General features: G+C 67.3%; 20 protein-coding genes and 1 tRNA gene. 10 read left to right on the forward strand and 11 right to left on the reverse strand.

The features are described 5' to 3' along the window. Window positions 1-43: 43 nt before the first annotated feature. Entirely contained in the window at window positions 44-1,063 is a 1,020-nt protein-coding gene (locus LFT49_RS11975; protein WP_237428318.1) for a hypothetical protein, read from the reverse strand. Between the two features lie 173 nt (window positions 1,064-1,236). On the opposite strand from LFT49_RS11975, the gene pepN reads away from it, so the two are divergent. Together pepN and LFT49_RS11985 are read left to right on the forward strand one after the other, a co-directional pair. Further along, window positions 1,237-3,810 (forward strand): aminopeptidase N, encoded by a 2,574-nt coding sequence (gene pepN, locus LFT49_RS11980; RefSeq protein WP_237428319.1) that lies wholly within the window; start codon window positions 1,237-1,239, stop codon window positions 3,808-3,810. Continuing rightward, window positions 3,807-4,280, forward strand: coding sequence for an OsmC family protein (locus LFT49_RS11985; protein ID WP_236798607.1), 474 nt, complete (start codon window positions 3,807-3,809; stop codon window positions 4,278-4,280). The genes pepN and LFT49_RS11985 overlap by 4 nt, the downstream gene beginning before the upstream one ends. On the opposite strand, the gene LFT49_RS11990 is transcribed toward LFT49_RS11985, so the two are convergent. Next, window positions 4,277-5,275, reverse strand: coding sequence for an epimerase (locus tag LFT49_RS11990; RefSeq protein WP_237428320.1), 999 nt, complete (start codon window positions 5,273-5,275; stop codon window positions 4,277-4,279). The two genes, LFT49_RS11985 and LFT49_RS11990, sit on opposite strands and share 4 nt — an antisense overlap. Window positions 5,276-5,341: 66 nt before the next feature. Between LFT49_RS11990 and LFT49_RS11995 the strand changes: the two genes are divergently transcribed. Together LFT49_RS11995 and LFT49_RS12000 are read left to right on the forward strand one after the other, a co-directional pair. Then, entirely contained in the window at window positions 5,342-6,025 is a 684-nt protein-coding gene (locus LFT49_RS11995; protein WP_237428321.1) for a mechanosensitive ion channel family protein, read from the forward strand. A gap of 1 nt (window position 6,026) precedes the next feature. Then, a complete protein-coding gene (locus tag LFT49_RS12000) occupies window positions 6,027-6,494 on the forward strand; it encodes a globin (RefSeq protein ID WP_272912514.1) in 468 nt (155 codons plus the stop codon). A 44-nt stretch (window positions 6,495-6,538) separates the two neighbouring features. Here LFT49_RS12000 and LFT49_RS12005 read toward each other — a convergent pair whose 3' ends face one another. Next, a complete protein-coding gene (locus LFT49_RS12005; protein WP_237428323.1) occupies window positions 6,539-7,201 on the reverse strand; it encodes a hypothetical protein in 663 nt (220 codons plus the stop codon). Between the two features lie 64 nt (window positions 7,202-7,265). On the opposite strand from LFT49_RS12005, the gene LFT49_RS12010 reads away from it, so the two are divergent. Further along, window positions 7,266-8,186 carry an acyl-CoA thioesterase gene (locus tag LFT49_RS12010; protein WP_237428324.1) on the forward strand — a complete coding sequence of 307 codons (921 nt, stop codon included), beginning with the start codon at window positions 7,266-7,268 and terminating at the stop codon, window positions 8,184-8,186. Between the two features lie 89 nt (window positions 8,187-8,275). Here LFT49_RS12010 and ettA read toward each other — a convergent pair whose 3' ends face one another. The 3 genes from ettA to LFT49_RS12025 form a co-directional block, all read right to left on the reverse strand. Next, window positions 8,276-9,958 carry an energy-dependent translational throttle protein EttA gene (ettA, locus tag LFT49_RS12015; RefSeq protein WP_236798612.1) on the reverse strand — a complete coding sequence of 561 codons (1,683 nt, stop codon included), beginning with the start codon at window positions 9,956-9,958 and terminating at the stop codon, window positions 8,276-8,278. Between the two features lie 61 nt (window positions 9,959-10,019). Next, window positions 10,020-10,607 carry a DUF6993 domain-containing protein gene (locus tag LFT49_RS12020; protein WP_236798613.1) on the reverse strand — a complete coding sequence of 196 codons (588 nt, stop codon included), beginning with the start codon at window positions 10,605-10,607 and terminating at the stop codon, window positions 10,020-10,022. Window positions 10,608-10,814: 207 nt separating this feature from the next. Next, a complete protein-coding gene (locus LFT49_RS12025) occupies window positions 10,815-11,369 on the reverse strand; it encodes a single-stranded DNA-binding protein (RefSeq protein ID WP_237428325.1) in 555 nt (184 codons plus the stop codon). A 207-nt stretch (window positions 11,370-11,576) separates the two neighbouring features. Between LFT49_RS12025 and LFT49_RS12030 the strand changes: the two genes are divergently transcribed. Further along, window positions 11,577-11,649: transfer RNA gene (locus LFT49_RS12030), tRNA-Arg, on the forward strand. A 49-nt stretch (window positions 11,650-11,698) separates the two neighbouring features. Here LFT49_RS12030 and LFT49_RS12035 read toward each other — a convergent pair. Then, a complete protein-coding gene (locus tag LFT49_RS12035; protein WP_236798615.1) occupies window positions 11,699-12,925 on the reverse strand; it encodes an ROK family protein in 1,227 nt (408 codons plus the stop codon). A 147-nt stretch (window positions 12,926-13,072) separates the two neighbouring features. Here LFT49_RS12035 and xylA point away from each other — a divergent pair, with 147 nt between their 5' ends. Beyond that, window positions 13,073-14,260 carry a xylose isomerase gene (gene xylA / locus LFT49_RS12040; RefSeq protein ID WP_236798616.1) on the forward strand — a complete coding sequence of 396 codons (1,188 nt, stop codon included), beginning with the start codon at window positions 13,073-13,075 and terminating at the stop codon, window positions 14,258-14,260. A 116-nt stretch (window positions 14,261-14,376) separates the two neighbouring features. Continuing rightward, window positions 14,377-15,801, forward strand: coding sequence for a xylulokinase (gene xylB, locus LFT49_RS12045; RefSeq protein WP_236798617.1), 1,425 nt, complete (start codon window positions 14,377-14,379; stop codon window positions 15,799-15,801). Between the two features lie 138 nt (window positions 15,802-15,939). Here xylB and LFT49_RS12050 read toward each other — a convergent pair whose 3' ends face one another. Genes LFT49_RS12050 through LFT49_RS12060 form a run of 3 tightly spaced genes read right to left on the reverse strand, consistent with a single transcriptional unit; the run spans window position 15,940 to window position 19,159 of the window. Beyond that, the gene (locus LFT49_RS12050; RefSeq protein WP_237428326.1) at window positions 15,940-16,779 is read right to left on the reverse strand and encodes a sugar phosphate isomerase/epimerase family protein; all 840 of its coding nucleotides are present in this window, start codon (window positions 16,777-16,779) and stop codon (window positions 15,940-15,942) included. Beyond that, window positions 16,776-17,990, reverse strand: coding sequence for a dihydrodipicolinate synthase family protein (locus LFT49_RS12055; protein WP_237428327.1), 1,215 nt, complete (start codon window positions 17,988-17,990; stop codon window positions 16,776-16,778). The genes LFT49_RS12050 and LFT49_RS12055 overlap by 4 nt, the downstream gene beginning before the upstream one ends. After that, window positions 17,990-19,159: a Gfo/Idh/MocA family protein gene (locus tag LFT49_RS12060; protein WP_237428328.1), complete on the reverse strand. Its 1,170-nt coding sequence runs from the start codon at window positions 19,157-19,159 to the stop codon at window positions 17,990-17,992. Before LFT49_RS12060 ends, LFT49_RS12055 begins: the two co-directional genes overlap by 1 nt. 168 nt (window positions 19,160-19,327) lie before the next feature. Between LFT49_RS12060 and LFT49_RS12065 the strand changes: the two genes are divergently transcribed. After that, entirely contained in the window at window positions 19,328-20,407 is a 1,080-nt protein-coding gene (locus tag LFT49_RS12065) for a LacI family DNA-binding transcriptional regulator (RefSeq protein WP_237428329.1), read from the forward strand. Beyond that, window positions 20,404-21,174: an alpha/beta hydrolase gene (locus LFT49_RS12070; protein ID WP_237428330.1), complete on the forward strand. Its 771-nt coding sequence runs from the start codon at window positions 20,404-20,406 to the stop codon at window positions 21,172-21,174. Before LFT49_RS12065 ends, LFT49_RS12070 begins: the two co-directional genes overlap by 4 nt. Here LFT49_RS12070 and LFT49_RS12075 read toward each other — a convergent pair. Then, entirely contained in the window at window positions 21,171-22,073 is a 903-nt protein-coding gene (locus tag LFT49_RS12075) for an aldose 1-epimerase family protein (RefSeq protein ID WP_237428331.1), read from the reverse strand. The genes LFT49_RS12070 and LFT49_RS12075 overlap by 4 nt on opposite strands. Between the last annotated feature and the right edge of the window lies 1 nt (window position 22,074).

Below are 22,074 nucleotides of genomic sequence, written 5' to 3' on the forward strand. Positions count from 1 at the left end.
GAGGCCGGAACGACACCGATAAGGATACTCGGACTGCCGCGGGTCAGGTCCCGGGGCGTCCGGTGGCGGGTGGCGTGCTTCCGCCGCGCCGGGCCCGGGCGGCCACCCGGGTGAGGACTTCGGCCAGCCGCGCGGCCGAGGCCTGGCTGCCGCCGCTGACGGCGACGCGCTGGCCGTCGGTCTTGCTGACGACGACGGCGGGCCCGCTGCTGACCAGCATGGCCGCGGTTCCGCCGTGGTGCCGGTAGCCCCACCCGCCGTAATCGGCGGCCTTGACGTCCGCGGCGCTGGCATCCGCAATGGCGCCGGCCGGCACGTCCATGACCGGGACGAGCCCGGCCAGCATGACCTTCAGCCCTCGGCGGTCTGCCCGGACGCGGGCGAAGAGGAACGCGGCGCCGATGACGGCCAGGACCACCAGGAGGATCCCCAGCCACGGCACCACCACCGCAATCAGGGCTGCCGGGAACAGGGAAGCGATGGCGATCATCACGAAGACCGAACTCCTGGCATGCACCCAGAGCCTGATGCTGTCCCGGGCAAGGTCTGGATCCAGTTCCCTGGCGATGGCTATCTGCAGTGCGCGGTCATCATCGGGAGACCATTGCCGGTCAGCCTTGTACACCATGCCCATGGCCACGCCGAGCGAGACTGCGGCACCGCTGCCGAGGGCGAGGACCGTCATGTCCACGTGCGACTGCCGGGCGTCGGCCAGCCCGGTTTGGCCAATCAGCCCTGCGGCAAGGGCGGAGGTCATGAAGAGGCTGAGGAAAAGCCCTGCCCCCATCATGATCCGGCGCATCATGACCGGCCGGCCAAGGGGTACTGCCTGCAGCAGGACCAGCCAGCCTGCCACGACGATTCCCGCCGCACCAACCCCTACGTAGGCGCCGAACGGCGCAAAGGCGGCACCGCCGTCGTCCGTCCACTGGATGGCGAGTGGATCCGGAAGGTCCGGACGCAGCAGGAACGCGCAGTAGACGAAGGCGGCGGCCAGCACGACGGGGAACCCGACAGCGAAACGCATTGCCTTGGTATCCACCGAATCCAGCAGCTTTCCCATGTATTTAACGCTACCCCTGGGGCCGCCCCGCCAATCGCCGGACCCTGCGGGGAGCACGCTGTGACCTGCGCAACTTGCCAAGGCCTGCAGGGATGGAAGAATGCATCACAGTGCCGGAACCGGGACCACCGGCCGGCAGCCGAAACTTCTCTGGAGGACCTCCTTTGCCAGGCATGAACCTGACCCGCGCCGAAGCCCGTGAGCGCGCCGATCTGATCACCGTCGAGTCCTACGATGTCAGCCTCGACCTGACCCGTGGCGGCGAGGTCTTTGGCAGCACCACCACCGTGAAATTCACGGCGGCGCCGGGGTCATCCAGTTTCATCGACGCCATTACCCACGCAGTGCACGGCGTGACCTTGAACGGCCGCAGCCTTGATCCGGCCACCGTCTCAGACGGCGTACGGATCCAGCTGCCGGACCTGGCGGAGCAGAACGAACTGACCGTTGTGGCCGATATGCCGTACATGAACACCGGGGAAGGTTTGCACCGGTTCGTGGACCCGGTGGACAACGAGGTCTACCTGTACACGCAGTTCGAGGTTCCCGACTCCCGCCGCATGTTCGCCGTCTTCGAGCAGCCGGATCTGAAGGCAACCTTCGCCTTCACGGTCGCGGCGCCGTCGCACTGGGACGTCATCTCCAACTCCCCCACGCCTTCTCCGGCGGAAGCCGCGCCGGCCGAGGACGGCTCGGCAAGGTCCGTGTGGACGTTCGCCCCGACGCCCCGGCTGTCCTCCTACGTCACGGCCCTGATTGCCGGCCCCTACCAGTCCGTCCGCAGTGAGGTCACCAGCTCCGACGGCCGCGTGATCCCGCTCGGCGTCTTTGCCCGGAAATCACTGATGCAGTACCTGGATGCGGACAACATCTTCGAACTCACCCGCCAGGGCTTCGGGTTCTTCGAGGCCCAGTTCGGCTGCCCGTACCCGTTCGAGAAGTACGACCAGCTGTTCGTTCCGGAGTTCAATGCCGGCGCCATGGAGAATGCCGGCGCCGTGACCATCCTGGAAGGCTACGTTTTCCGCAGCAAGGTCACCGGCGCCCAGATCGAGCGGCGCGCCATCACAGTGCTGCACGAACTGGCCCACATGTGGTTCGGCGACCTGGTGACCATGCGCTGGTGGAACGACCTGTGGCTCAACGAGTCCTTCGCCGAGTACATGTCCCACCTGGCGGCGGTGGAAGCCACGTCCTTCACCAGCGCCTGGACCACGTTCGCGTCGGTGGAGAAGTCGTGGGCCTACCGGCAGGACCAGCTCCCCACCACGCACCCGATCTTCGCTGAAATCAACGACCTGCAGGACGTTGAGGTCAACTTCGACGGCATCACCTACGCCAAGGGTGCCTCGGTGCTCCGGCAGCTGGTGGCCTGGGTGGGGCCCGAACAGTTCATGGCCGGTGTCCGTGAGTACTTCGCCAAGCACTCCTGGCACAACACCGAACTCCAGGACCTGCTGGTGGAATTGGAAAAGGCCAGCGGCCGCGACCTGGATGACTGGGGCCGGCAGTGGCTGGAGACCGCAGGCGTCAACACCCTGGCCCCCGAGCTGGATGTGGACCCGGACGGGAATCTGCGCTCCTTCGCGGTCCTGCAGTCCGCGGTGCCCGAGTGGCCCACGCTCCGCCCCCACCGCCTGGCCGTAGGGTTCTACAACCTGAACGGCGCCGGCAAGCTGGAGCGGGTGCACCGCGAGGAGCTGGATGTCGACGGCGAACGTACTGAAGTGCCGGCGCTGGCCGGCCTTGCCCAGCCGGACCTGATCCTCATCAACGACGACGACCTCGCTTATGCCAAGGTGCGGCTGGATCCCAAATCGCTGGCCACCGCCACCGCCCACCTCAAGGACTTCGCCGGAAGCCTGCCCCGGACCCTGGTCTGGAACTCGGCGTGGGACGCTGCCCGGGACGGCGAGACGCCGGCCCGGAAGTACGTGGAACTGATCCTGGCCAACGTGGCCGCAGAGACCGACTCGTCCGTGATCCTGGTCCAGCTCCGCCAGCTGGCCACCACCCTGAACTTCTATGTGGCGGAAGAGCACCGCGAGGCCACCACAGTGGCGGCGGCGGACCGGCTGTGGGACCTGGCTGCGGAGGTTCCGGCGGGCTCCGACGGACAGCTGCAGTTCATCAAGGCCTTTGCCCTCCTGGCGCGCAGCGGGTCCCAGTTGGACCGGGTGGCCGGCCTGCTGGATGGGTCGGTGGCTTTGGCGGGACTGAGCCTGGACCAGGACCTCCGGTGGGAACTGGTGGCCTCGCTGGTGGCGGGTGGCCGGATGGGGCAGGACGGCATCGACGCGGAACTGCAGCGGGACAACACCTCCAGCGGACAGAATGCGGCCGCCCTGGCCAAGGCTGCCATCCCCACCCCGGAGGCGAAGGCCGCGGCCTGGGAGTCCATCGTGGTCAAGGGCGAACTGTCCAACGCGCTGCAGGGATCGGCGGTGACCGGCTTCATGCGGATGCTGGACCGCTCGCTGCTGGAGCCGTACTCCGAAAAGTATTTCGCGGCTGTGCCGGGCATCGTGGCAACCCGCACCCACGCACTGGCCCAGCAGATCGTCGTCGGACTCTACCCGGCGCTGCTGACCACCCAGGCCACCATCGACCGGACCGACGGCTTCCTGGCGTCGCTGCCGGCTGAAAGCGCCGCGCTGCGCCGCATGATGCTGGAAAACCGCGACGGCGTTGCCCGCGCCCTGCGTGCACGCGCCGCCGACGTGGTGGCGGACGGCAGCCTGCAGTGAGCCTCGATGAACACCGCTACTCCCTGACAGTCCAGTGGACCGGCAACCGTGGGGACGGCACTTCGTCCTACCGGAGCTACTCGCGCGACCACGATGTGCTCATTCCGGGCCTGCCGCCCCTGAAGGGCTCGGCGGATCCCACGTTCCATGGGGACCGGGAACGGTACAACCCGGAGCAACTGCTCCTGGCCGCGCTGGCCCAGTGCCACATGCTGTCCTACCTGCACGTGGCCGTAAAGCACGGTGTGGTGGTCACGGACTACCGGGACGAGGCAACCGGGCTGATGCGGCTGAACCGGGACGGCAGCGGCCAGTTCGAGCGGGTTGTCCTGCATCCGCAGGTGACGGTGGCAGACGCCGCGCAGGCCGAACTGGCGGCGTCGCTGCACCATGAGGCCAACCAGGTCTGCTTCATCGCCCGCAGTGTGAACTTTCCGGTGGAGCACCAGCCGGAGACTGTGGCAGGCTAACGTCCGGGGCCGCTGTGGAGCAGGTTCACAAGCCGTTGTTCCGTGGCGGGAGACAGGCCGGCCTTCCGGGGCCGGTCCAGCCCGCGGGCGCGTTCGTCACCCAGGGTATCCACCAGGGTTTCCTGCCATGGCCTCAGCGCCATGCCGGCGGCTTTGGCTGCCCGGTTGCTGCGGGCCATGAAGCCCTCGTGGTGGGGTGGCAGCCAGAGGGGAAGGGACTCCGGCCCGGACCAGTAGTTGACCCCCTGTTCCACCAGCCAGTCCGCGGAAGCAGTAACGGCGGCGGTGTCCGTGGCGGACGCCGCGCGGCAGGCGCTCACGAGGTCCGCGAAGGGGACCTGGTCCCCCATGGCGTTCAAAGGACCCGGTATCCCGCGTTCTGCGGCCAGCAGGATCCAGGCCGCCAGGTCCCGGACGTCGATGACCTGCGTGGGGTGGCCGCCGATGTCCGGGACAAGCGCTGGTCCGGAGTCACGGGCAAAGCGGCCCGGCCAGTACCCGTAACGGTCGGTGGGGTCGCCGGGGCCGCTGATAAGGCCTGCGCGGCAGACGTGGGCCTTGCCGTTCGTGGCCAGCACCGTGGCTTCCTCGATGGCCACCTTGGATTCGCCGTAATTGTCCGGGGTGGAAGGCGTCCCGGCGGGCAGGGGCGGCAGCAGCGATGCGTCCTCCGCCGCACCGGGGACGGAGTTGTCCGCATAGGCCGAACAGCTGGACACGAAGGTCCAGTGCCCGGCCCGGCCTGCCAGGGCCGCCAGGGCTTCCCGCGCCGGTTTAGGATCCCGTGCCACCTCGATCACGGCATCCCAGACGCCGGCCAGTTCCCCATACGCGGCCTGGCCTGTTGACCGGTCGGCCCTGATCCACGCTGTGCCGGGTGGTGCCGCGCCCGTTGTTCCGCGCGCCAGGCAGGTGACGTCATGCCCGGCAGCAACCGCCTGCGTGGCAATCTCCTTGGAGAGGAAGGCTGTTCCGCCGAGGATGAGGATGCGCATTGCTCCACGCTACGGCGCTAGGGTTGAAAGAGAACAGAGCAATATCCCAAGGAGCTACTTCCACCAATGGTCAGCATGTTGTCCCTTCTTCCCCCTGCCACCAACCAGCCAAGCGGCGTGAGCATCCCGGGCATCGTGATCAGCCTCGGCGTTGGCGTGGCCGTCTGGCTGGTGGCGACCTTCGTCATCTCGCGCATCACCAAGCGCGTCGCGGCGGGAAGCAACTTCTTCAAGAAGCCAACCTTCAAATGGGTGGCCCCGGCTTTCCGCGCCCTGGACCACGAACGGCGGGTCCAGCGCGCGGAGACGATCGGTTCGCTCCTGAACAGCGTGGTGGGCGTGCTGGTGGTCATTATCACCGGCATGTACGTGCTGCAGAACCTGGACATCAATATCGCCCCGCTGCTGACCAGCGTGGGCATCCTGGGTGTGGCCATCGGCTTCGGCGCCCAGCAGCTGATCCGGGACTTCCTGGCCGGAATCTTCATTACCATTGAAGACCAGTACGGGATCGGCGACGTGATCGAAACCAGCGAAGTGGTGGGCGTGGTGGAGTCCATGGGCCTGCGGATCACCCGTGTCCGCTCCGACGACGGCGCCATCTGGTACCTGCGCAACGGTGAGATCCTGCGCGTGGGCAACCGGTCGCAGGGGCGCTACGTCCCACTGCACGAATCCGACGACGGGACCACCGACCAGGGCTCGGCGCACATTGAGACCAAGAAGACAGACCAGAAAGCCGGGGACTAGCATGTCGCTTCCCATTGAGCCACGCCGCCCTATCCCAGGGCAGCGGCCCCAGTTGATGCAGAACGATCCCTTCAGCAAGCCCGAGTACACCGACAGCTTCTATGATGCCGTGGGCGGCCACGACACCTTCGTAAAGCTCATCGACGTCTTCTACGGCGGCGTGGCCACCGATCCGGTGCTGCGGCCGATGTATCCGGAAGAGGACCTGGCCCCGGCGAAGCGCCGGTTCCTGATGTTCCTGGAGCAGTACTGGGGCGGGCCCACCACATACGGCGAGGAACGCGGCCACCCGCGCTTGCGGATGCGCCACATGCCGTTCAAGGTCACGCCCGAAGCGAAGGACCGGTGGCTGTTCCACATGCGGACCGCGGTCGATGCGCTGGAACTGCCGCCGCTCTACGAAGGCACACTGTGGGACTACATGGAGCGGGCCGCCTTGTCCATGGTGAACAGCCCCTCCGGAGCTTAAGCCCGATTTTCCCGCCGCCCCAACGCGGCTGCGGCAGCCTGGCCTTAGAGCAGGCCGCTGCCGGTCCGCGCCAGGACGTGGCCGCGGGGCCCGGTCAGCCGGAACCAGCGGCCGGCCCGGTACAGCTTCTGGTCCCCGTCACCCAGGAACCCCAGCGCGAAGGCCGCGAAGGCTGCACCGGCGGGCAGGCCGGCGTCGTCCAGCTCCCGCCCCCACACTGCAGCCCGTGCGTTGTTGACGATGAGGGCGCCCGGCTTGTCCGGCACAATGCCTGCCACTTCGGCGATGCCCGCCTCCGCCGCAGCCCGAAGGCGGGCGTCGCTGACGGACCCCAGCAGCTCCCACCCGCCCCGCGGTGCGCCCACCCCCGTCCATGATTCGCTGACAGTGGTGGGCGGAACCGGGAATTCGACGTCCTGATCCCCCGCCCGTGCCAGCCGGTCCAGGACCGATGACAACGCAACGGTGACATCGGTCCCCGACGGTTCCGCCAGGGCCATGGTGCGCAGGCCCAGGATGGTGGGCGTCGATTCGCCCAGGAGCCTGGGCCGCAGGACGCAAACGTAGGCGGCAAGGACTGGGCCGGCGGCCTGCAGGCGCATCGCTCCGCCGTCGTCTATGGCTTTAGCACGGGTGGCGAACGTCCTGAGGTCGGCCAGATCCCGGGGATCGGCGAAACGGAAGGACGAAGTGAGAAGTTCAGACACACCTAAGACACTACCGGCTGCACTCCGGTTGAGTGGTTCCCGGGGCGCCGTCTAGAGTCGGACCATGACTGAAGCCGAAGCCGGACTGCTGGCGCCGCCAAGCGGAGACCCAACCTCATCGCTGATCGAACTGCTGGACCTTGGTGAGCTTGAGGGCGCACGGACGGATGAGGATATTTTCCTGGGCCCTTCCCAGCAGCAGCCCCACCATAGGGTTTTCGGCGGGCAGGTGCTCGCGCAGTCACTGGTCGCGGCCACCAGGACGGTGGATCCGGAGCGGTTCGTCCACTCCATGCACGGCTACTTCCTGAGGCCGGGCGACGCCAACAAGCCCATCACCTTCGGGGTGCAGCGGTTGCGCGATGGCCGGTCCTTTTCCGCCAGGCGCGTCCACGCCTATCAGGACGGGGTGCCCATCCTGTCAATGATTGCCTCCTTCCAGGGTGACGATGCAGGCATCGACCACTCCTCCGTCATGCCGGCCGGAATCCCGGACCCCGAGTCGCTGCCCAGCACAGCTGACCTGCTGGGGAAGTTCGACCACCCCGTGGCCCGGCATTGGGCGTACGAGCGCCCCTTCGACATCCGGCACGTGGACCCGCCGCTGTATGTCTCCGCAACCGGCCCGCGCGAGGCCCGCAACGCCGTCTGGATGAAGACCTTCGGCCCGATGCCGGACGACTCCAACCTGCACCGTGCCGCCCTCGCCTATGCCAGCGACTACACGCTCCTCGAGTCGATTCTTCGACGCCACGGCCTGAACTGGACCACCCCGGGCATGAACGTCGCAAGCCTGGACCACGCCATGTGGTGGCACCGCCCGGCACGGGTTGATGAATGGCTTCTCTACGTCCAGGAGTCCCCCAGCGCCCATGGCGCCCGGGGCCTGGCCACGGGCAAGATCTTCAACCGTGAGGGCCACCACATTGCCTCGGTGGCGCAGGAGGGCATGGTTCGGGTTCCCAACCTCCCGGAAGACGCCTAATCCTGCCGGGACGACGGGCCGCGCATGAAGAAGGCCTGCATCCGACGTGAAAAGCTCACCTCGGATGCCGGCCTTCTTCCTTTGCCCTGCTAGTCGCGGGTGAGGCGCCGGTGGGTGACACGGTGCGGCTTGGCGGCGTCGGGACCCAGCCGCTGGACCTTGTTCTCCTCGTAGGATTCGAAGTTGCCCTCGAACCAGTACCACTTGGAGGGGTTTTCGTCGTCGCCTTCATAGGCCAGGATGTGGGTGGCCACCCGGTCCAGGAACCAACGGTCGTGCGAGACCACCACGGCGCAGCCCGGGAACTCGAGCAGCGCGTTTTCCAGGCTGCTGAGGGTTTCGACGTCAAGGTCGTTGGTGGGCTCGTCAAGCAGCAGCAGGTTGCCGCCCTGCTTCAGGGTGAGCGCGAGGTTCAGCCGGTTCCGCTCACCGCCGGAGAGGACGCCTGCCTTCTTCTGCTGGTCCGGGCCCTTGAAGCCGAATGCGGCCACGTAGGCGCGGGACGGCATTTCGACGTTGCCCACCTGGATGAAGTCGAGTCCGTCGGACACGACCTCCCACAGCGTCTTGTTGGGGTCGATGCCGCCGCGGCTCTGGTCCGCGTAGGAGATCTTGACCGAGTCACCGATCTTCAGGTCGCCGCCGTCGAGCGGTTCCAGGCCGACGATGGTCTTGAACAGGGTGGTCTTGCCCACGCCGTTGGGGCCGATGACGCCCACGATGCCATTGCGGGGCAGGGTGAAGGACAGCCCGTCAATCAGGACCCGGTCCTCAAAGCCCTTCTGGAGGTTCTTGGCCTCCAGCACCAGGCCACCCAGGCGGGGTCCCGGCGGGATCTGGATCTCTTCGAAATCAAGCTTGCGGGTGCGGTCTGCCTCTGCGGCCATTTCCTCGTAGCGGGCCAGGCGGGCCTTCGACTTGGTCTGGCGGCCCTTGGCGTTGGAGCGCACCCAATCGAGTTCCTCGGCGAGGCGCTTGGCCTGCTTGGCGTCCTTCTTGCCCTGGATTTCCAGGCGGGCGCGCTTCTTCTCCAGGTAGGTGGAGTAGTTGCCCTCATAGGGGTACAGGTGGCCGCGGTCCACTTCGGCAATCCATTCAGCCACGTGGTCGAGGAAGTAGCGGTCGTGGGTCACGGCAAGGACGGCGCCGGGGTAGCTGGAGAGGTGCTGTTCGAGCCACAGTACGCTCTCGGCGTCCAGGTGGTTGGTGGGCTCATCGAGGAGCAGCAGGTCCGGCTTCTGCAGGAGCAGCTTGCACAGCGCCACGCGGCGGCGTTCACCACCGGAAAGGTTGGTGACATCGGCATCGGCCGGCGGGCAGCGCAGCGCGTCCATGGCCTGTTCCAGCTGGGAGTCGAGATCCCAGGCGTCGGCGGCGTCGATGGCTTCCTGCAGCTTGCCCATCTCTTCAAGGAGGGTGTCGTAGTCAGCGTCGGGGCTGGCCATTTCCTCCGAGATCTCGTTGAAGCGCTGGATCTTTCCGTAGATCTCGCCAACGCCTTCCTGGACGTTGCCCAGGACGGTCTTTTCCTCGTTAAGGGGCGGTTCCTGGAGCAGGATACCCACGCTGTAGCCGGGGCTGAGCCTGGCCTCACCGTTGGAGGGCGTGTCCAGCCCGGCCATGATCTTGAGGATGGTGGACTTACCGGCACCGTTGGGGCCCACAACACCAATCTTGGCGCCCGGGAAGAAGGACATGCTTACGTCATCAAGGATGAGTTTCTCGCCAACGGCCTTGCGGGCCTTGGTCATTGTGTAGATAAATTCCGCCATGGTCTCAAATCTAGTGGGTTGGCGGGCAGATCTCACATTTGCGGCCGGCAGGCTGACGCGATCAGGATCCGACGAAACATTTACCGCTGGCCAGGACCGGAAGGACCGTGACGGTTACGGCTCCTTCGCGCACCTGTCCGATGACGCAATCCCTCCCCTGCAGGACAGCCGCCTCGATGGCATCTGCTTCCAGTCCGGTGGGCGTCCGGCTTTGCGAGACCTGGAGAACGGCGGGCGCTATGCCGGCACCGGTGAGGGCTTCGCTGACCTGGCCCGTCGCAGGCTTTGGAGTTCCGCTTGCCAATTTGGTCAGGGTGTCCGTAACGGTGCGCTTCACCTTGTCGGTGGCCGCTTCAGCCGCAGCCGCGGAGGCCGCAGCGGATGTGCCTGGGACCCCGCCGGATGTGCTGGCCAGCGGCTCTCCGCCGGGACGGCTGCTGCCCGGGGCCGAGCCAGCGGCCTGGGCCGGCTCCTGCGTTGCACCGGCGGCTGCCGTCGCCGGCAACGACCCCTGCCCTTCACTGGATCCAAGTACCGGTTGACTTGCGGAAGGGCCGGCAACACACCCTGACAGGGCAAACGCCAGGACGGCGCATGCCAGCGCTGCACCGGCGCGTTTATTCGGCCGTTGGTAAGGGGTGGGACGCATGGAGTCATTCTGCCATGGACGCAGGCACGGGCCGGGGTGAGTGAACGGCACCGGGCGTGGTCGTGCGGGAGACACATCGTGCGGAAGCATCGCCGGCAATAGGCGCCCGGCATCAGGCATGTGGCGGGCGGACGGAGGGCGGCCGGGGGGTGCCGCCGTCCGTCCGCGCGCGAATGAACGGGGACACTGATACCTGATACGTGATTCCTAGACTTCCGCGAGTTCCCCCGTTTCCAGGTCCAGCGAGGCGAGGGCACCATCACTGTCCTCGATGACGACGGCGGGCTGGCCGTGGTCTTCGGGGTGTTCGTCCTCGTGGTCCTCCAGGTCATCCGGAACCTGGTCCATTCCGGCGGCGTCGTCAGGAACCGGCGGCTGCTCCACCAGGGAGAGCGCCGGCCTGGAAGCGGTACGAATGAAGTTTGCCGATCCAAAGGTGAGATCGTGCCCCACGGCCTCAGCATCGATGATGGTGGAGTGATACACCCGGCCGTCCTTCTCCCAAGTGTGGATCTTCAGCTTGCCCACGACGATGACCGGTTGTCCCTTCGTGATGCTGCAGCCAAGGGTTCCGGCAAGGTTGCGGTAGCCCTGGACCGTGAACCAGTTGGTGTGTCCGTCACCCCAGGTCCTGGATGCCCGGTCAAAACGACGGGCGGTGGAGCCGAGCCGGAAGGAGGCCGTTGCCACTCCGCCTGGCGTGGTGGAACTCGTAATCTCCGTGGCCACGAAGCCCCGGATGGTGATGATCGTTTCGCTCATGTCTACGTCCTGTCTGGATGGTGGCGCCTTTAGCAGGCATGACCAGCATCGCGCCGGACAACACCGGACGGCAGGCATGGATTTTCCTATGTGGACAACGAGCGCCGACAAGGAAGGTGTGGAGGAGGGGTGGCGGCAGAATGCCGCTCCCGGCGCCCCGGGCAATGTAAACTTTTTGAGGCGCCGGCTTGCAGGCCGGAAGCCGATGCCTCAGTAGCTCAGGGGATAGAGCAGCGGCCTTCTAATCCGCCGGTCGGGGGTTCGATTCCCTCCTGGGGCACTTTGAGGGCAATGCCCCGGTCTTCGGACCGGGGCATTGTGCATTCCGGTTAAGCGTGCAGCCGGTGCGGCGCCTCCACCAGGGAGCGGATGACGCTGCCGGCCGCACCCAGCAGGGCTCCCGACTCGCCCACGGCGGAGACAGTGACCTGCTCCGGCGCGTACTTGCCCGGCGCGTACTTCTGCACGCTGTCGAGCAACGGACCGCGCAGCCAGGGCTCAAGGACCGCGAAATGTCCGCCCAGGACGGCCGACTGGATATTGACCACCCGGGCCGTTGACGCGAGCGCTATGCCCAGGCAGCGGCCCGCCTGTTTGACGGCGGACACCGCGTTGGGGTCTCCGGCCTCCAGCGCCTGCAGGAGCGCGGACATGCTGGCGGACCGTGACGCAGCGTCCGGAGCCAGGCCGGCTGCAGCGAAAATGGCGTCCTGGCCGGCGACGGTTTCCAGGCAACCGGTCCCCCCACAGGAACAGTGACTGCCGTCCGGGTCCACCACGATGTGTCCGACTTCGCCGGCATGGCCTTCCGGGCCCGAGAACAGCTCGGACCCGATGACGATCCCGCCACCGACGCCCACTTCACCGGAAACGAACAGGAAGTCGGAGGCACCGTCCGGCCGGTACCGCAGTTCTGCCAGGGCAGCTGCGTTGGCCTCATTGAAGAGCGCCACGCCCAGGGGCGTTTCGGGCAGCAACGCATCAAGGTCAAGGTGCACATCGACCCAGCCAAGGTTAGGGGCGGTGAGCACCCGCGCCGCAGCAGGGTCAACAAGGCCCGGAACGGCCAGCCCTCCGCCGAGGACCTCGACGCCCTGCTCCCCCGCCGCGCTCCGTACCCGGGCGGCCAGGACTGTAAGCGCCGCCAGTACCGGGGCGTCCGGGCTGTTGCGGTTGTCCCGCTCCTTCACCTCCCGGATCAGGACACTGCCGGCCAGGTCAACCACGGCCGCAGAGATGTAGTCCACGTTAATTTCCATCCCCATGACAGCGCGGCCCGGGTTAAGCTCCAGTCCGACGCCCGGCCGGCCGCGCCCCTGCGGGTTCAGGCCTACTTCCCGGATGATGCCGACGTCCAGGAGGTCCAGCACCAGGCTGGACACCGACGCTTTGGTCAGCCCGGTGGCGCCCGCGATCTGTGCGCGGCTGGGGCAGGTGCCGCGTGGGAATTCCGCGATCGCACCCAGGACCAGGGCAAGGTTGCTGCGCCGGACGTCCCCCACACTGCCGGGGGCTGCGCCTCCCGGTCCCGCCACTGCAGGCACCGGCATCACCATCACAAAGCTCCTCGATCTATGGCTCCGTTAATTTTTCCGGCTGTCGCAAGCTGGACCTCTTGACCCCACCCTACGTCGGCTCATATAGTTCAGGCAATGAACTAATGCTTCGCAATCCCGCGGAGCGCTCGATCGCAAGGACGCGTCATGACTCTTTCCCCCACCCCCGCCGACAAGTTCACTTTTGGCCTCTGGACGGTCGGCTGGACCGGCGCCGACCCGTTCGGCGTCGCCACCCGCTCGGCGCTGGACCCCGTCGAAGCCGTTCACCGCCTGGCCGAACTTGGCGCGTACGGCATCACCTTCCATGACAATGACCTCGTCCCGTTTGGTGCCTCCGCTTCCGAGCGGGAGCTGATCCTGAAGAACTTCAGAGCAGCCCTTTCCGAGACCGGGCTGAAGGTTCCGATGGTTACCACCAACCTGTTCAGCCACCCCGTTTTCAAGGACGGCGGCTTCACCTCCAACGACCGTTCCATCCGGCGCTTTGCCCTGTCCAAGGTGCTGCGCAACATCGACCTCGCCGCCGAACTCGGCGCCGAAACATTCGTCATGTGGGGCGGCCGCGAAGGCAGCGAATACGACGGATCCAAGGACCTCGCCGCAGCCCTGGACCGGATGAAGGAAGGCGTGGACACCGCCGCAGGCTACATCAAGGAGAAGGGCTACAACCTCCGCATCGCCCTCGAACCCAAGCCGAACGAACCGCGCGGCGACATCTTCCTGCCCACCGTGGGCCACGGCCTGGCCTTCATCGCCCAGCTGGAACACGGCGACATCGTGGGCCTGAACCCCGAGACCGGACACGAGCAGATGGCGGGGCTGAACTTCACCCACGGCATCGCCCAGGCACTGTGGGCCGGCAAGCTCTTCCACATCGACCTCAACGGCCAGCGCGGGATCAAGTACGACCAGGACCTGGTCTTCGGCCACGGCGACCTCACCAGCGCCTTCTTCACCGTGGACCTGCTGGAGAACGGCTTCCCGAACGGCGGCCCGAAGTACGACGGCCCGCGCCACTTCGACTACAAGCCCTCCCGCACCGACGGCTACGACGGCGTGTGGGAATCCGCCAAGGCCAACATGGCAATGTACCTCCTGCTCAGGGAACGGGCCCTGGCCTTCCGCGCAGACCCGCAGGTGCAGGAAGCCCTCAAGACCTCCGGCGTCTTCGAACTCGGCGAAAGCACCCTCGCCGCCGGTGAGAGCACCGCGGACCTGCTCGCTGACGCCGCAGCGTTTGAGGACTTCGACGCCGACAAGGCCGCCGAGCGCTCCTTCGCGTTCGTCCGGCTCAACCAGTTGGCCATCGAGCACCTCCTGGGCGCCCACTAGCCACCCGATACCCGCTGCGGGGCCTGGGAGACACAACCTCCAGGCCCCGCAGCGTTTCCATTCCTGCACTGAGACATTCCTGCACTCAGACATTCCTGCACAAAGAAAAGAACCCCATGCCGCTTGTAGCCGGAGTCGACAGCTCCACCCAGTCCTGCAAGGTAGTCATCCGCGACGCGGACACCGGAGCGCTGGTCCGCCAGGGCCGCGCCGCCCACCCCGAAGGCACCGAGGTCAACCCCGACCACTGGTGGACGGCCCTGCAAAAAGCCATTGCCGACGCCGGCGGACTCGACGACGTCAGTGCCGTCTCCATCGGCGGCCAGCAGCACGGCATGGTCTGCCTGGACAGCGACGGTGCAGTGGTCCGTCCGGCGCTGCTCTGGAACGACACCCGCAGCGCAGGCGCAGCGGCGGAACTTATCGAAAGTGCCGGCGGCGGCGATCCCGCCGCCGGCGCGCAGTACTGGGCCAACGCCACCGGTACCGTCCCGGTGGCGTCCCTGACCGTGACCAAGCTGCGCTGGCTGGCAGCCCACGAGCCGGACAACGCCGCAAAGGTGGCCGCCGTCTGCCTTCCGCACGACTGGCTCACCTGGCGGCTCGCCGGCTACGGCCCCGGCAGCGGAGAAGAGGGATTGGCCGCCCTGGCCACCGACCGCTCCGACGCCTCAGGCACCGGGTACTACTCGACGGCCGAGGGCAAATACCTTCCTGACGTCCTCACCGCCTCCCTTGGGCACGTGCCCGTCCTCCCCAGGGTCCTTGGGCCGTTGGAAGCGGCGGGAAAGACGACGGCAGGCGCTCTCCTGGCTGCCGGCGCCGGGGACAACGCCGCCGCGGCCCTCGGCGCGGGGGCGGGGCTGGGCGACGTGGTGGTGTCGCTGGGCACCTCCGGCACAGTGTTTGCGGTTTCGGATAAGCCGGCGGCAGACCCCTCGGGACTGGTGGCAGGGTTCGCCGCCGCTGACGGCCACTACCTGCCGCTCGTCTGCACCTTGAATGCCACCCGCATCTTCGATGCCACGGCCGCGCTGCTGGATGTGGACCTGCCGGAGTTCAACCGGCTTGCCCTGTCCGCTGGGCCCGGCGCCGGAGGCCTCACCCTGGTCCCCTACTTCGATGGGGAGCGGACGCCCAACCTGCCCGACGCCACAGGTTCCCTTCATGGAATCACCCGGGCCAACTACACCCCCGCCAACCTGGCGCGCGCCGCCGTCGAAGGCGTGGTTTGCTCCCTGGCCGACGGTTTGGCGGCCCTGCAGGCGCAAGGCGTGCAGCCAAAGCGGATCCTGCTGGTGGGCGGGGGCGCCCAGTCGGTTGCCGTGCAGGAAGTCGCCGCAGGCCTTTTGGGAACGGCCGTCACCGTCCCCCAGCCGGGTGAATACGTTGCCGACGGCGCCGCACGGCAGGCAGCCGCGGCACTCACCGGACAGTTCCCCGCTTGGGCGGCAGACGCCGTCGACCTTCCACACGGAACGGACGACGCCGGCGTGCTGGCGAGGTACCGCAGGTTCGCCTCGCTGTACGCCCAGGGCTAGCAGCAAGGGCGGGCAGCGGGGAACGGGCAGGAAAAAGGACCCGGGCCAGCGGTGGGAAACCACCGCTGGTCCGGGTCCTTCCATGTGGGGCGCAGGCTCCTGCCGTGACGTAGCAGGAGCCCGCGGTCTGGTATCAGATCAGGCGTACGGGAGGACAAGCTCCGCGTACCGCTCCTTGACCGTGGCCAGGACAATGTTGCCGTCCGTGTCCCAGATCTCCTGATTGAAAATTTCCACCTCAATGTCGCCGGTGTACCCGGCGTCACGCACCCAGGTGCCAATGGTGGCAAAGTCCACCACGCCGTCGCCCATGTACCCGCGGGACAGCAGCGGGTCTGCGGCGATGGGCATGTTGAAGTCACACACCTGGTAGGAGGCGATCCGGTTCTCACGTCCGGCACGCTCAATCTGCGCCTTAAGTTCCGGGTCCCACCACACATGGAAGGTGTCGACGGCGACACCTACCGTCGCGGCATCGAACGGCGCCGCGAGGTCCAAGGCTTGGCCCAAGGTGGAGATGAGCGCCCGGTCAGCGGCGTACATCGGATGCAGCGGCTCCAGCACCAGGCGGACGCCGTTCTCTTCCGCGAATGGGACCAGGTCCGCGAGCCGGTCGGCGACGCGTTGGCGTGCCGCCACGACGTCCTTCTCCCCCGGCGCCAGGCCACCGACCACCAGGAACAGCTCCCTGGTGTCCAGGGCCACGGCCTCGAGGATGGCGGCGCGGTTGTCGGCGAGCGCTGCCGCCTGCCCCTGGGCGTCGGCGGCGGTAAGGAACCCGCCACGGCACAGGGACGAGACGCGGAGGCCGGCGTCCTTGATCAGGCGTGCCGCTTTGTCCAGTCCGGCTTCCTCGACGCGGTCCCGCCAGGGGCCGATGGCCGGGATGCCGCCCTTGACGCAGCCCTCGACGACCTGGGCGAGCGTCCACTTCTTGGTGGAGGCGCTGTTGATGGAGAGGCGCGAAAAGTCGCTCATACGCCCACCCCGTTGATCCGCAGGTAGTCCGACATCCGGAAGGCTGCCAGTGCCGGGTCCTTCAGCAGGCCGGCCTGGTCGGCCAGTTCGAAGGTCCTGGACAGGTGGCACACCGAGCGCCCGGAATGCAGTCCGCCCACCATCTGGAAGCCGGGCTGCTTGCCGTTGAGCCAGGACATGAAGGCGATGCCGGTCTTGTAGTAGAACGTGGGGGCGCTGAAGATGTGCTTGCCCAAGTCGCGGGTGGAGTCCAGGATTTCGCGTGCCTTGGCGGCGTTTCCGGTCTCGTAGTTCTGCAGGGCCACCGAGGCGGCCGGGTAGATGGCGGCAAAGATGCCGAGCAGGGCGTCGGAGTGGTGGGTTCCGTCCCCGTCAATCAGTTCGGGGTAGTTGAAGTCGTCGCCGGTGTAGAGGCGGACGCCTTCGGGCAGGGCTGCGCGCAGGCCAACCTCGTGGCTGGCGTCGAGCAGCGAGACCTTGACGCCGTCCACCTTGTCCGCGTTGTCCCGGATCAGGCCCAGGAAGGTTTCGGTGGCGGCAGCGACGTCGTCAGAACCCCAATATCCTGCGAGGGCGGGGTCGAACATGGTGCCCAGCCAGTGCAGGATGACCGGCTGGTCCACTTCCTGCAGCAGCGTGGAGTAGACGCTGAGGTAGTCCTCCGGGCCACTTGCCACCTTTGCCAGGGCCCGGGACGCCATCAGGATGACCTTGGGTCCGGCCTCGGTGATGACGGCAATCTGTTCACGGAAGGCCTCCAGGACTGCCTTGATCCCGGCCTCACCGGCGGGCAGGGAGTCGATGTCCAGCTGGTCGGTGCCGGCCCCGCAGGACACGAGGTCCCGGACGGATTTGCCCGCGGTGGCCGGGGTGTTGGACGACACCACTGCGGCGGCCTCCACCCCTGTGCGCTTGATGAGCTGCTGCGTGGCAGCCCAGTCCAGGCCCATGCCGCGCTGGGCTGTGTCCATGGCATCGGCAACGCCCAGGCCGTAGGACCACAACTCGTGCCGGTAGGCCATGGTGGCGTCCCAGTCGAGGCGCGCGGGGGCGCCCGGGGTGTTGTCGGCGAGGACCTCGGGAATGACGTGGGCGGCCGCGTAGGCACGGCGTGCCGTCAGGGGGGCAGTGGGCCGTGCCCAGGCAGTGCCGCCCTGCAGGCGGTACTCCCTGGTGCCGCCGTCTTCGGAGGGAAGAATGAGTGAAGTCATTAGAGGGTGATCTCCGGGATGTCGATGGTGCGGCGTTCGTCGCTGGAGCGCAGGCCAAGCTCGGCCAACTGGACGCCGCGGGCTGCGGACAGCAGGCCGAAGCGATGTTCGCGGCCGGCAACCACATCGCGCAGGAACTCTTCCCACTGCAGCTTGAAGCCGTTGTCCAGCTCGGCGTTGGCGGGAACTTCCTGCCACTGGTCGCGGAAAGACTCGGTGACGGGCAGGTCCGGGTTCCACACCGGCTTGGGGGTGTGGGCGCGCTGCTGGGCGACGCACTTGTTCAGGCCGGCCACGGCCGAACCGAGGGTGCCGTCCACCTGGAATTCCACCAGTTCGTCACGGTAGACGCGCACGGCCCAGGAGGAGTTGATCTGGCCGATGACCTCGTCGCCGCCCGGGGTCTCAAGCTCGAAAATGCCGTAGGAGGCATCGTCCGCGGTGGCCTTGTATTCCTTCCCGGCCTCGTCCCAGCGGGTGGGGATGTGGGTAGCGGTTTTGGCGTTGACGCTCTTGACCTGGCCGATGATGCCTTCCAGGACATAGTTCCAGTGGCAGAACATGTCCGTGGTCATTCCGCCGCCGTCTTCCTTTCGGTAGTTCCAGGACGGACGCTGGGCCGCCTGAATGTCACCTTCGAAGACCCAGTAGCCGAACTCGCCACGGATGGAGAGGATGCGGCCGAAGAAGCCCTCATCCACCAGGCGGCGGAGCTTGACCAGGCCGGGAAGGTAGAGCTTGTCATGGACGACGCCGGCGGTGACGCCGGCTTCCTTGCCGATCCGCGCCAACTCGATGGCCTCTTCCAGCGTTTCCGCAGTGGGCTTTTCGGTGAAGATGTGCTTTCCGGCCAGCATTGCCTTCTTCAGGGTGGCGGCGCGCAGGCTGGTCATGGAGGCATCGAAAACGACATCGACAGTGGGGTCGTTGATCACGGCGTCCAGGTCGGTGGTCCATTCTGCAACCTTGTGCTTTTTCGCCAGCTCGCGGATCTTGGCCTCGTTGCGGCCCACCAGGATGGGTTCCACCTGGACCCGGGTGCCGTCCTCAAGGGTGAAGCCGCCGGCGTCACGGATGGGCAGGATGGAGCGCAGCAGGTGCTGGCGGTAACCCATCCGGCCGGTGAAGCCGTTCATGGCGATGCGGATCGTTTTCGTTTCGAAGCCCATGTGTCCTCCACGGTGAGTGAGCGATGTACTGAAGCTGACTGGGAAAGCGCGTTCCCACTGCTTCAATGATGCACGGCGCGGTTCCCGCTGGCAAGCGCTTTCCGGAAGTAGTTTGAACTGCCATAATGTGCTTAGCCTTTGAGCCCCGACCGACGACCAGGAGATGCAGTGGCTGCAAGTACCCTTACCGAGGTGGCACGCCTTGCCGGCGTCTCCCCCGCCACGGCTTCACGCGTCCTGAACGGCTCGGCCCGAAAGCCGGGCAAGGACATCGCCGAGCGGGTCCGGCAGGCGGCGGACTCGCTCGGCTACATTCCGAATGCGCAGGCCCAGGGGCTGGCGAAATCCAGTTCGGGCCTGATTGGCTTGATTGTCCACGACATCGCGGACCCCTACTTCGCCGCCATCACACGGGGAGTGCAGGAAGCCGCGAGGGAACAGCGCAAGATGGTGCTGCTGGCTGCCACCGGGGGTGGCCCGGCCGAGGAGAAGGAGGCGGTGGCCGCCTTCGCTGCCCGCCGCGCAGATTCGATCGTCATCGCCGGATCCCGCTCCTGCCGAAAGGAGGACCAGGACGGCAACGCCGAACTGGCGGCGGAGCTTGACCGGTACTGCCGGAACGGCGGCCAGGTGGCTGTAGTCGGACACCCCGTGGTGGGTGCCACCGTCCAGGAGGGGTACCACGTGGTCAAAGTCCCCAACCAGGAGCTCGCCGGCCAGCTGGCCACCGAACTTGCGGCAGGCTGGGACGGCGGCTTCGTCATTGTCGCCGGTCCCGAGGGCCTCCTGACCTCCGATGACCGCGTGCGCGGCTTCCAGGAGGGACTGGAGCGGGCAGGGCAGGGACAGGCCGAAGTGCTCAGGACCGCATTCAACCGGTCCGGCGGATATGAGGCCGGGCTTCGACTTGCCGGACGGATCAAGGCCGCCCAGTCCGGCGGGACAGCGGCAGGGAAACTCTGCATTTTCGCCGTCAACGATGTAATGGCCATAGGGGCGGCGGCTGCCCTCCGCGCGGAGGGGCTGCGTATCCCGCGGGACGCTGCGATCGCCGGCTTCGATGACATCGAAACCCTCCGGGACTTCCGGCCGGCCCTTTCCACTGTCCGCCTGCCGCTGGAAGACATTGGACGCTTTGCCACCCGGGCCACGGGTCCGCAGCCCAACGGCGAAGACGCGGACGACGCCCTCCCCGGTGACGTAACCGGCGAGGTCACGCTGCGGCGCAGCACGGAAGCGGCAGCGTGACGGCGACCCGCGGGCTAACCTCCGTTCCCGCACATGCGGAAGCTCCGGGGCCCCGGCCGGCTATCCTGGTCCTCCCCGGCGGAGGTTATGCCCGGCAGGCGGATCATGAAGCCGAACCAGTGGCGGAGTGGCTCGCTTCCCTTGGCATCCACGCCTTCATACTCCGCTACCGCGTGGCACCGCACCGGCATCCGGCGCCGCTGGAAGACGCCAAGGAAGCCATGCTCCACATCCGGAGCGGGCAGCACGGCCTCGCTGTGGACCCAGACCGCGTGGGCGTGCTGGGCTTTTCGGCCGGGGGACATCTGGCCGCCACCCTGAGCACGGCCGCGGCCACGGGGAATCCGGAACTGGACCTTCCCGCCGCGGTGCCGGACCTTTCGGTGCTGTGCTACCCCGTGGCGTCGCTGACCCATGAAACGCACCAGGGATCGGTAGCGAACCTCCTTGGCGACCCACCGCCGTCGAACCTCCTGGCGGCCCTGTCGGCAGAACTGAACGTCACGCCCAGGACTCCCCCGGCGTTCCTCTGGCACACCGCCGACGACGAAGCCGTGCCCGTGAGCAACAGCCTGAACTACGCCGGAGCCTTATTCGCTGCCGGTGTTCATGCCGAGCTCCATGTCTTCCCGCACGGACGGCATGGACTGGGACTTGCCCCGGGCGAGCCAGGGCCGGAGCAGTGGACTTCGTTGTGCGCCGCGTGGCTGGAACGGGCCGGGTGGGCGGACGCCCGCGCGGGGGCCGCCCCGGCCGGCCGGCGCTAGTGCAGGGCCCGGATGGTCCAGGCAGCTGAATGGGACTGGCCGGGCTGCAGGTGTACCAGGTCCGTTCCTGAGTGCAGGGCGTCCGGCGGGCAGGTCATGGGTTCAACGGCCAGCCCCAGCCGGTCCGGGCCGATGGGCTTGTCGCCGGTGTGCACCTGGACCCAGGGCCACTCGGTCCCCCATTCCAGCTCCACGCCGGTGCCCGAAGGGTCGTGCACCCGCACGCGCGCCAGGCCGGAAGCGTCCCGCGCAATGTCGGTGAAGGCATGGTCGATCTTGACCTGTCCCAGGCGCCGGACCGAACGGAAGTCGAAGGCGTCCCCGGCAACCTGGCGCAAGCCTATGGGCAGCAGCCGGTCGGGCGTGACCTCCAGATAGGAGCTGGCAGGAAGCTCCAGCGACCAGTCATCCAGCGGGGAGGGCCCGGCCACCAGATAGGGGTGGGGGCATACGCCGTACGGCGCCGCAGCGGACCCGGTGTTTACCGCATGCACCATGCCGCGGAGCCCTCCGTCCGACAGGGAGTACGTGACGGTGAGCTCAAGGTCGCCGGGGTAATCGGGACCGGACGGGATGTGGCAGCCCAGGACGGCCCGGTCGCCGGCCGATTCCTTAACCTCCCAGGCCTGGTGGATCGCCAGGCCGTGAAGGGCGGAACCGCGTTCCGGTTCGTTGACCGCCGCAGCATATGACTTTCCGGCGTAGGTGTAGGTGCCGTCCGCCAGCCGGTTGGGCCAAGGCGCGCAGATGACGCCCCTGTAATCGGGTACGGCGCCTTCCGGCCCGAAGCCCACCACCAGGTCCCTGTCCCCATGGCGCAGTTCGCGAAGCGCTCCTCCTCGGACGGTGACGACGGCGGAGTAGGCTCCGTGGGCCAGGTGGACTTCGGTTCCGGGCATG

It is taken from the genome of Arthrobacter sp. FW306-06-A, assembly GCF_021870055.1.
Classification (GTDB): domain Bacteria; phylum Actinomycetota; class Actinomycetes; order Actinomycetales; family Micrococcaceae; genus Arthrobacter.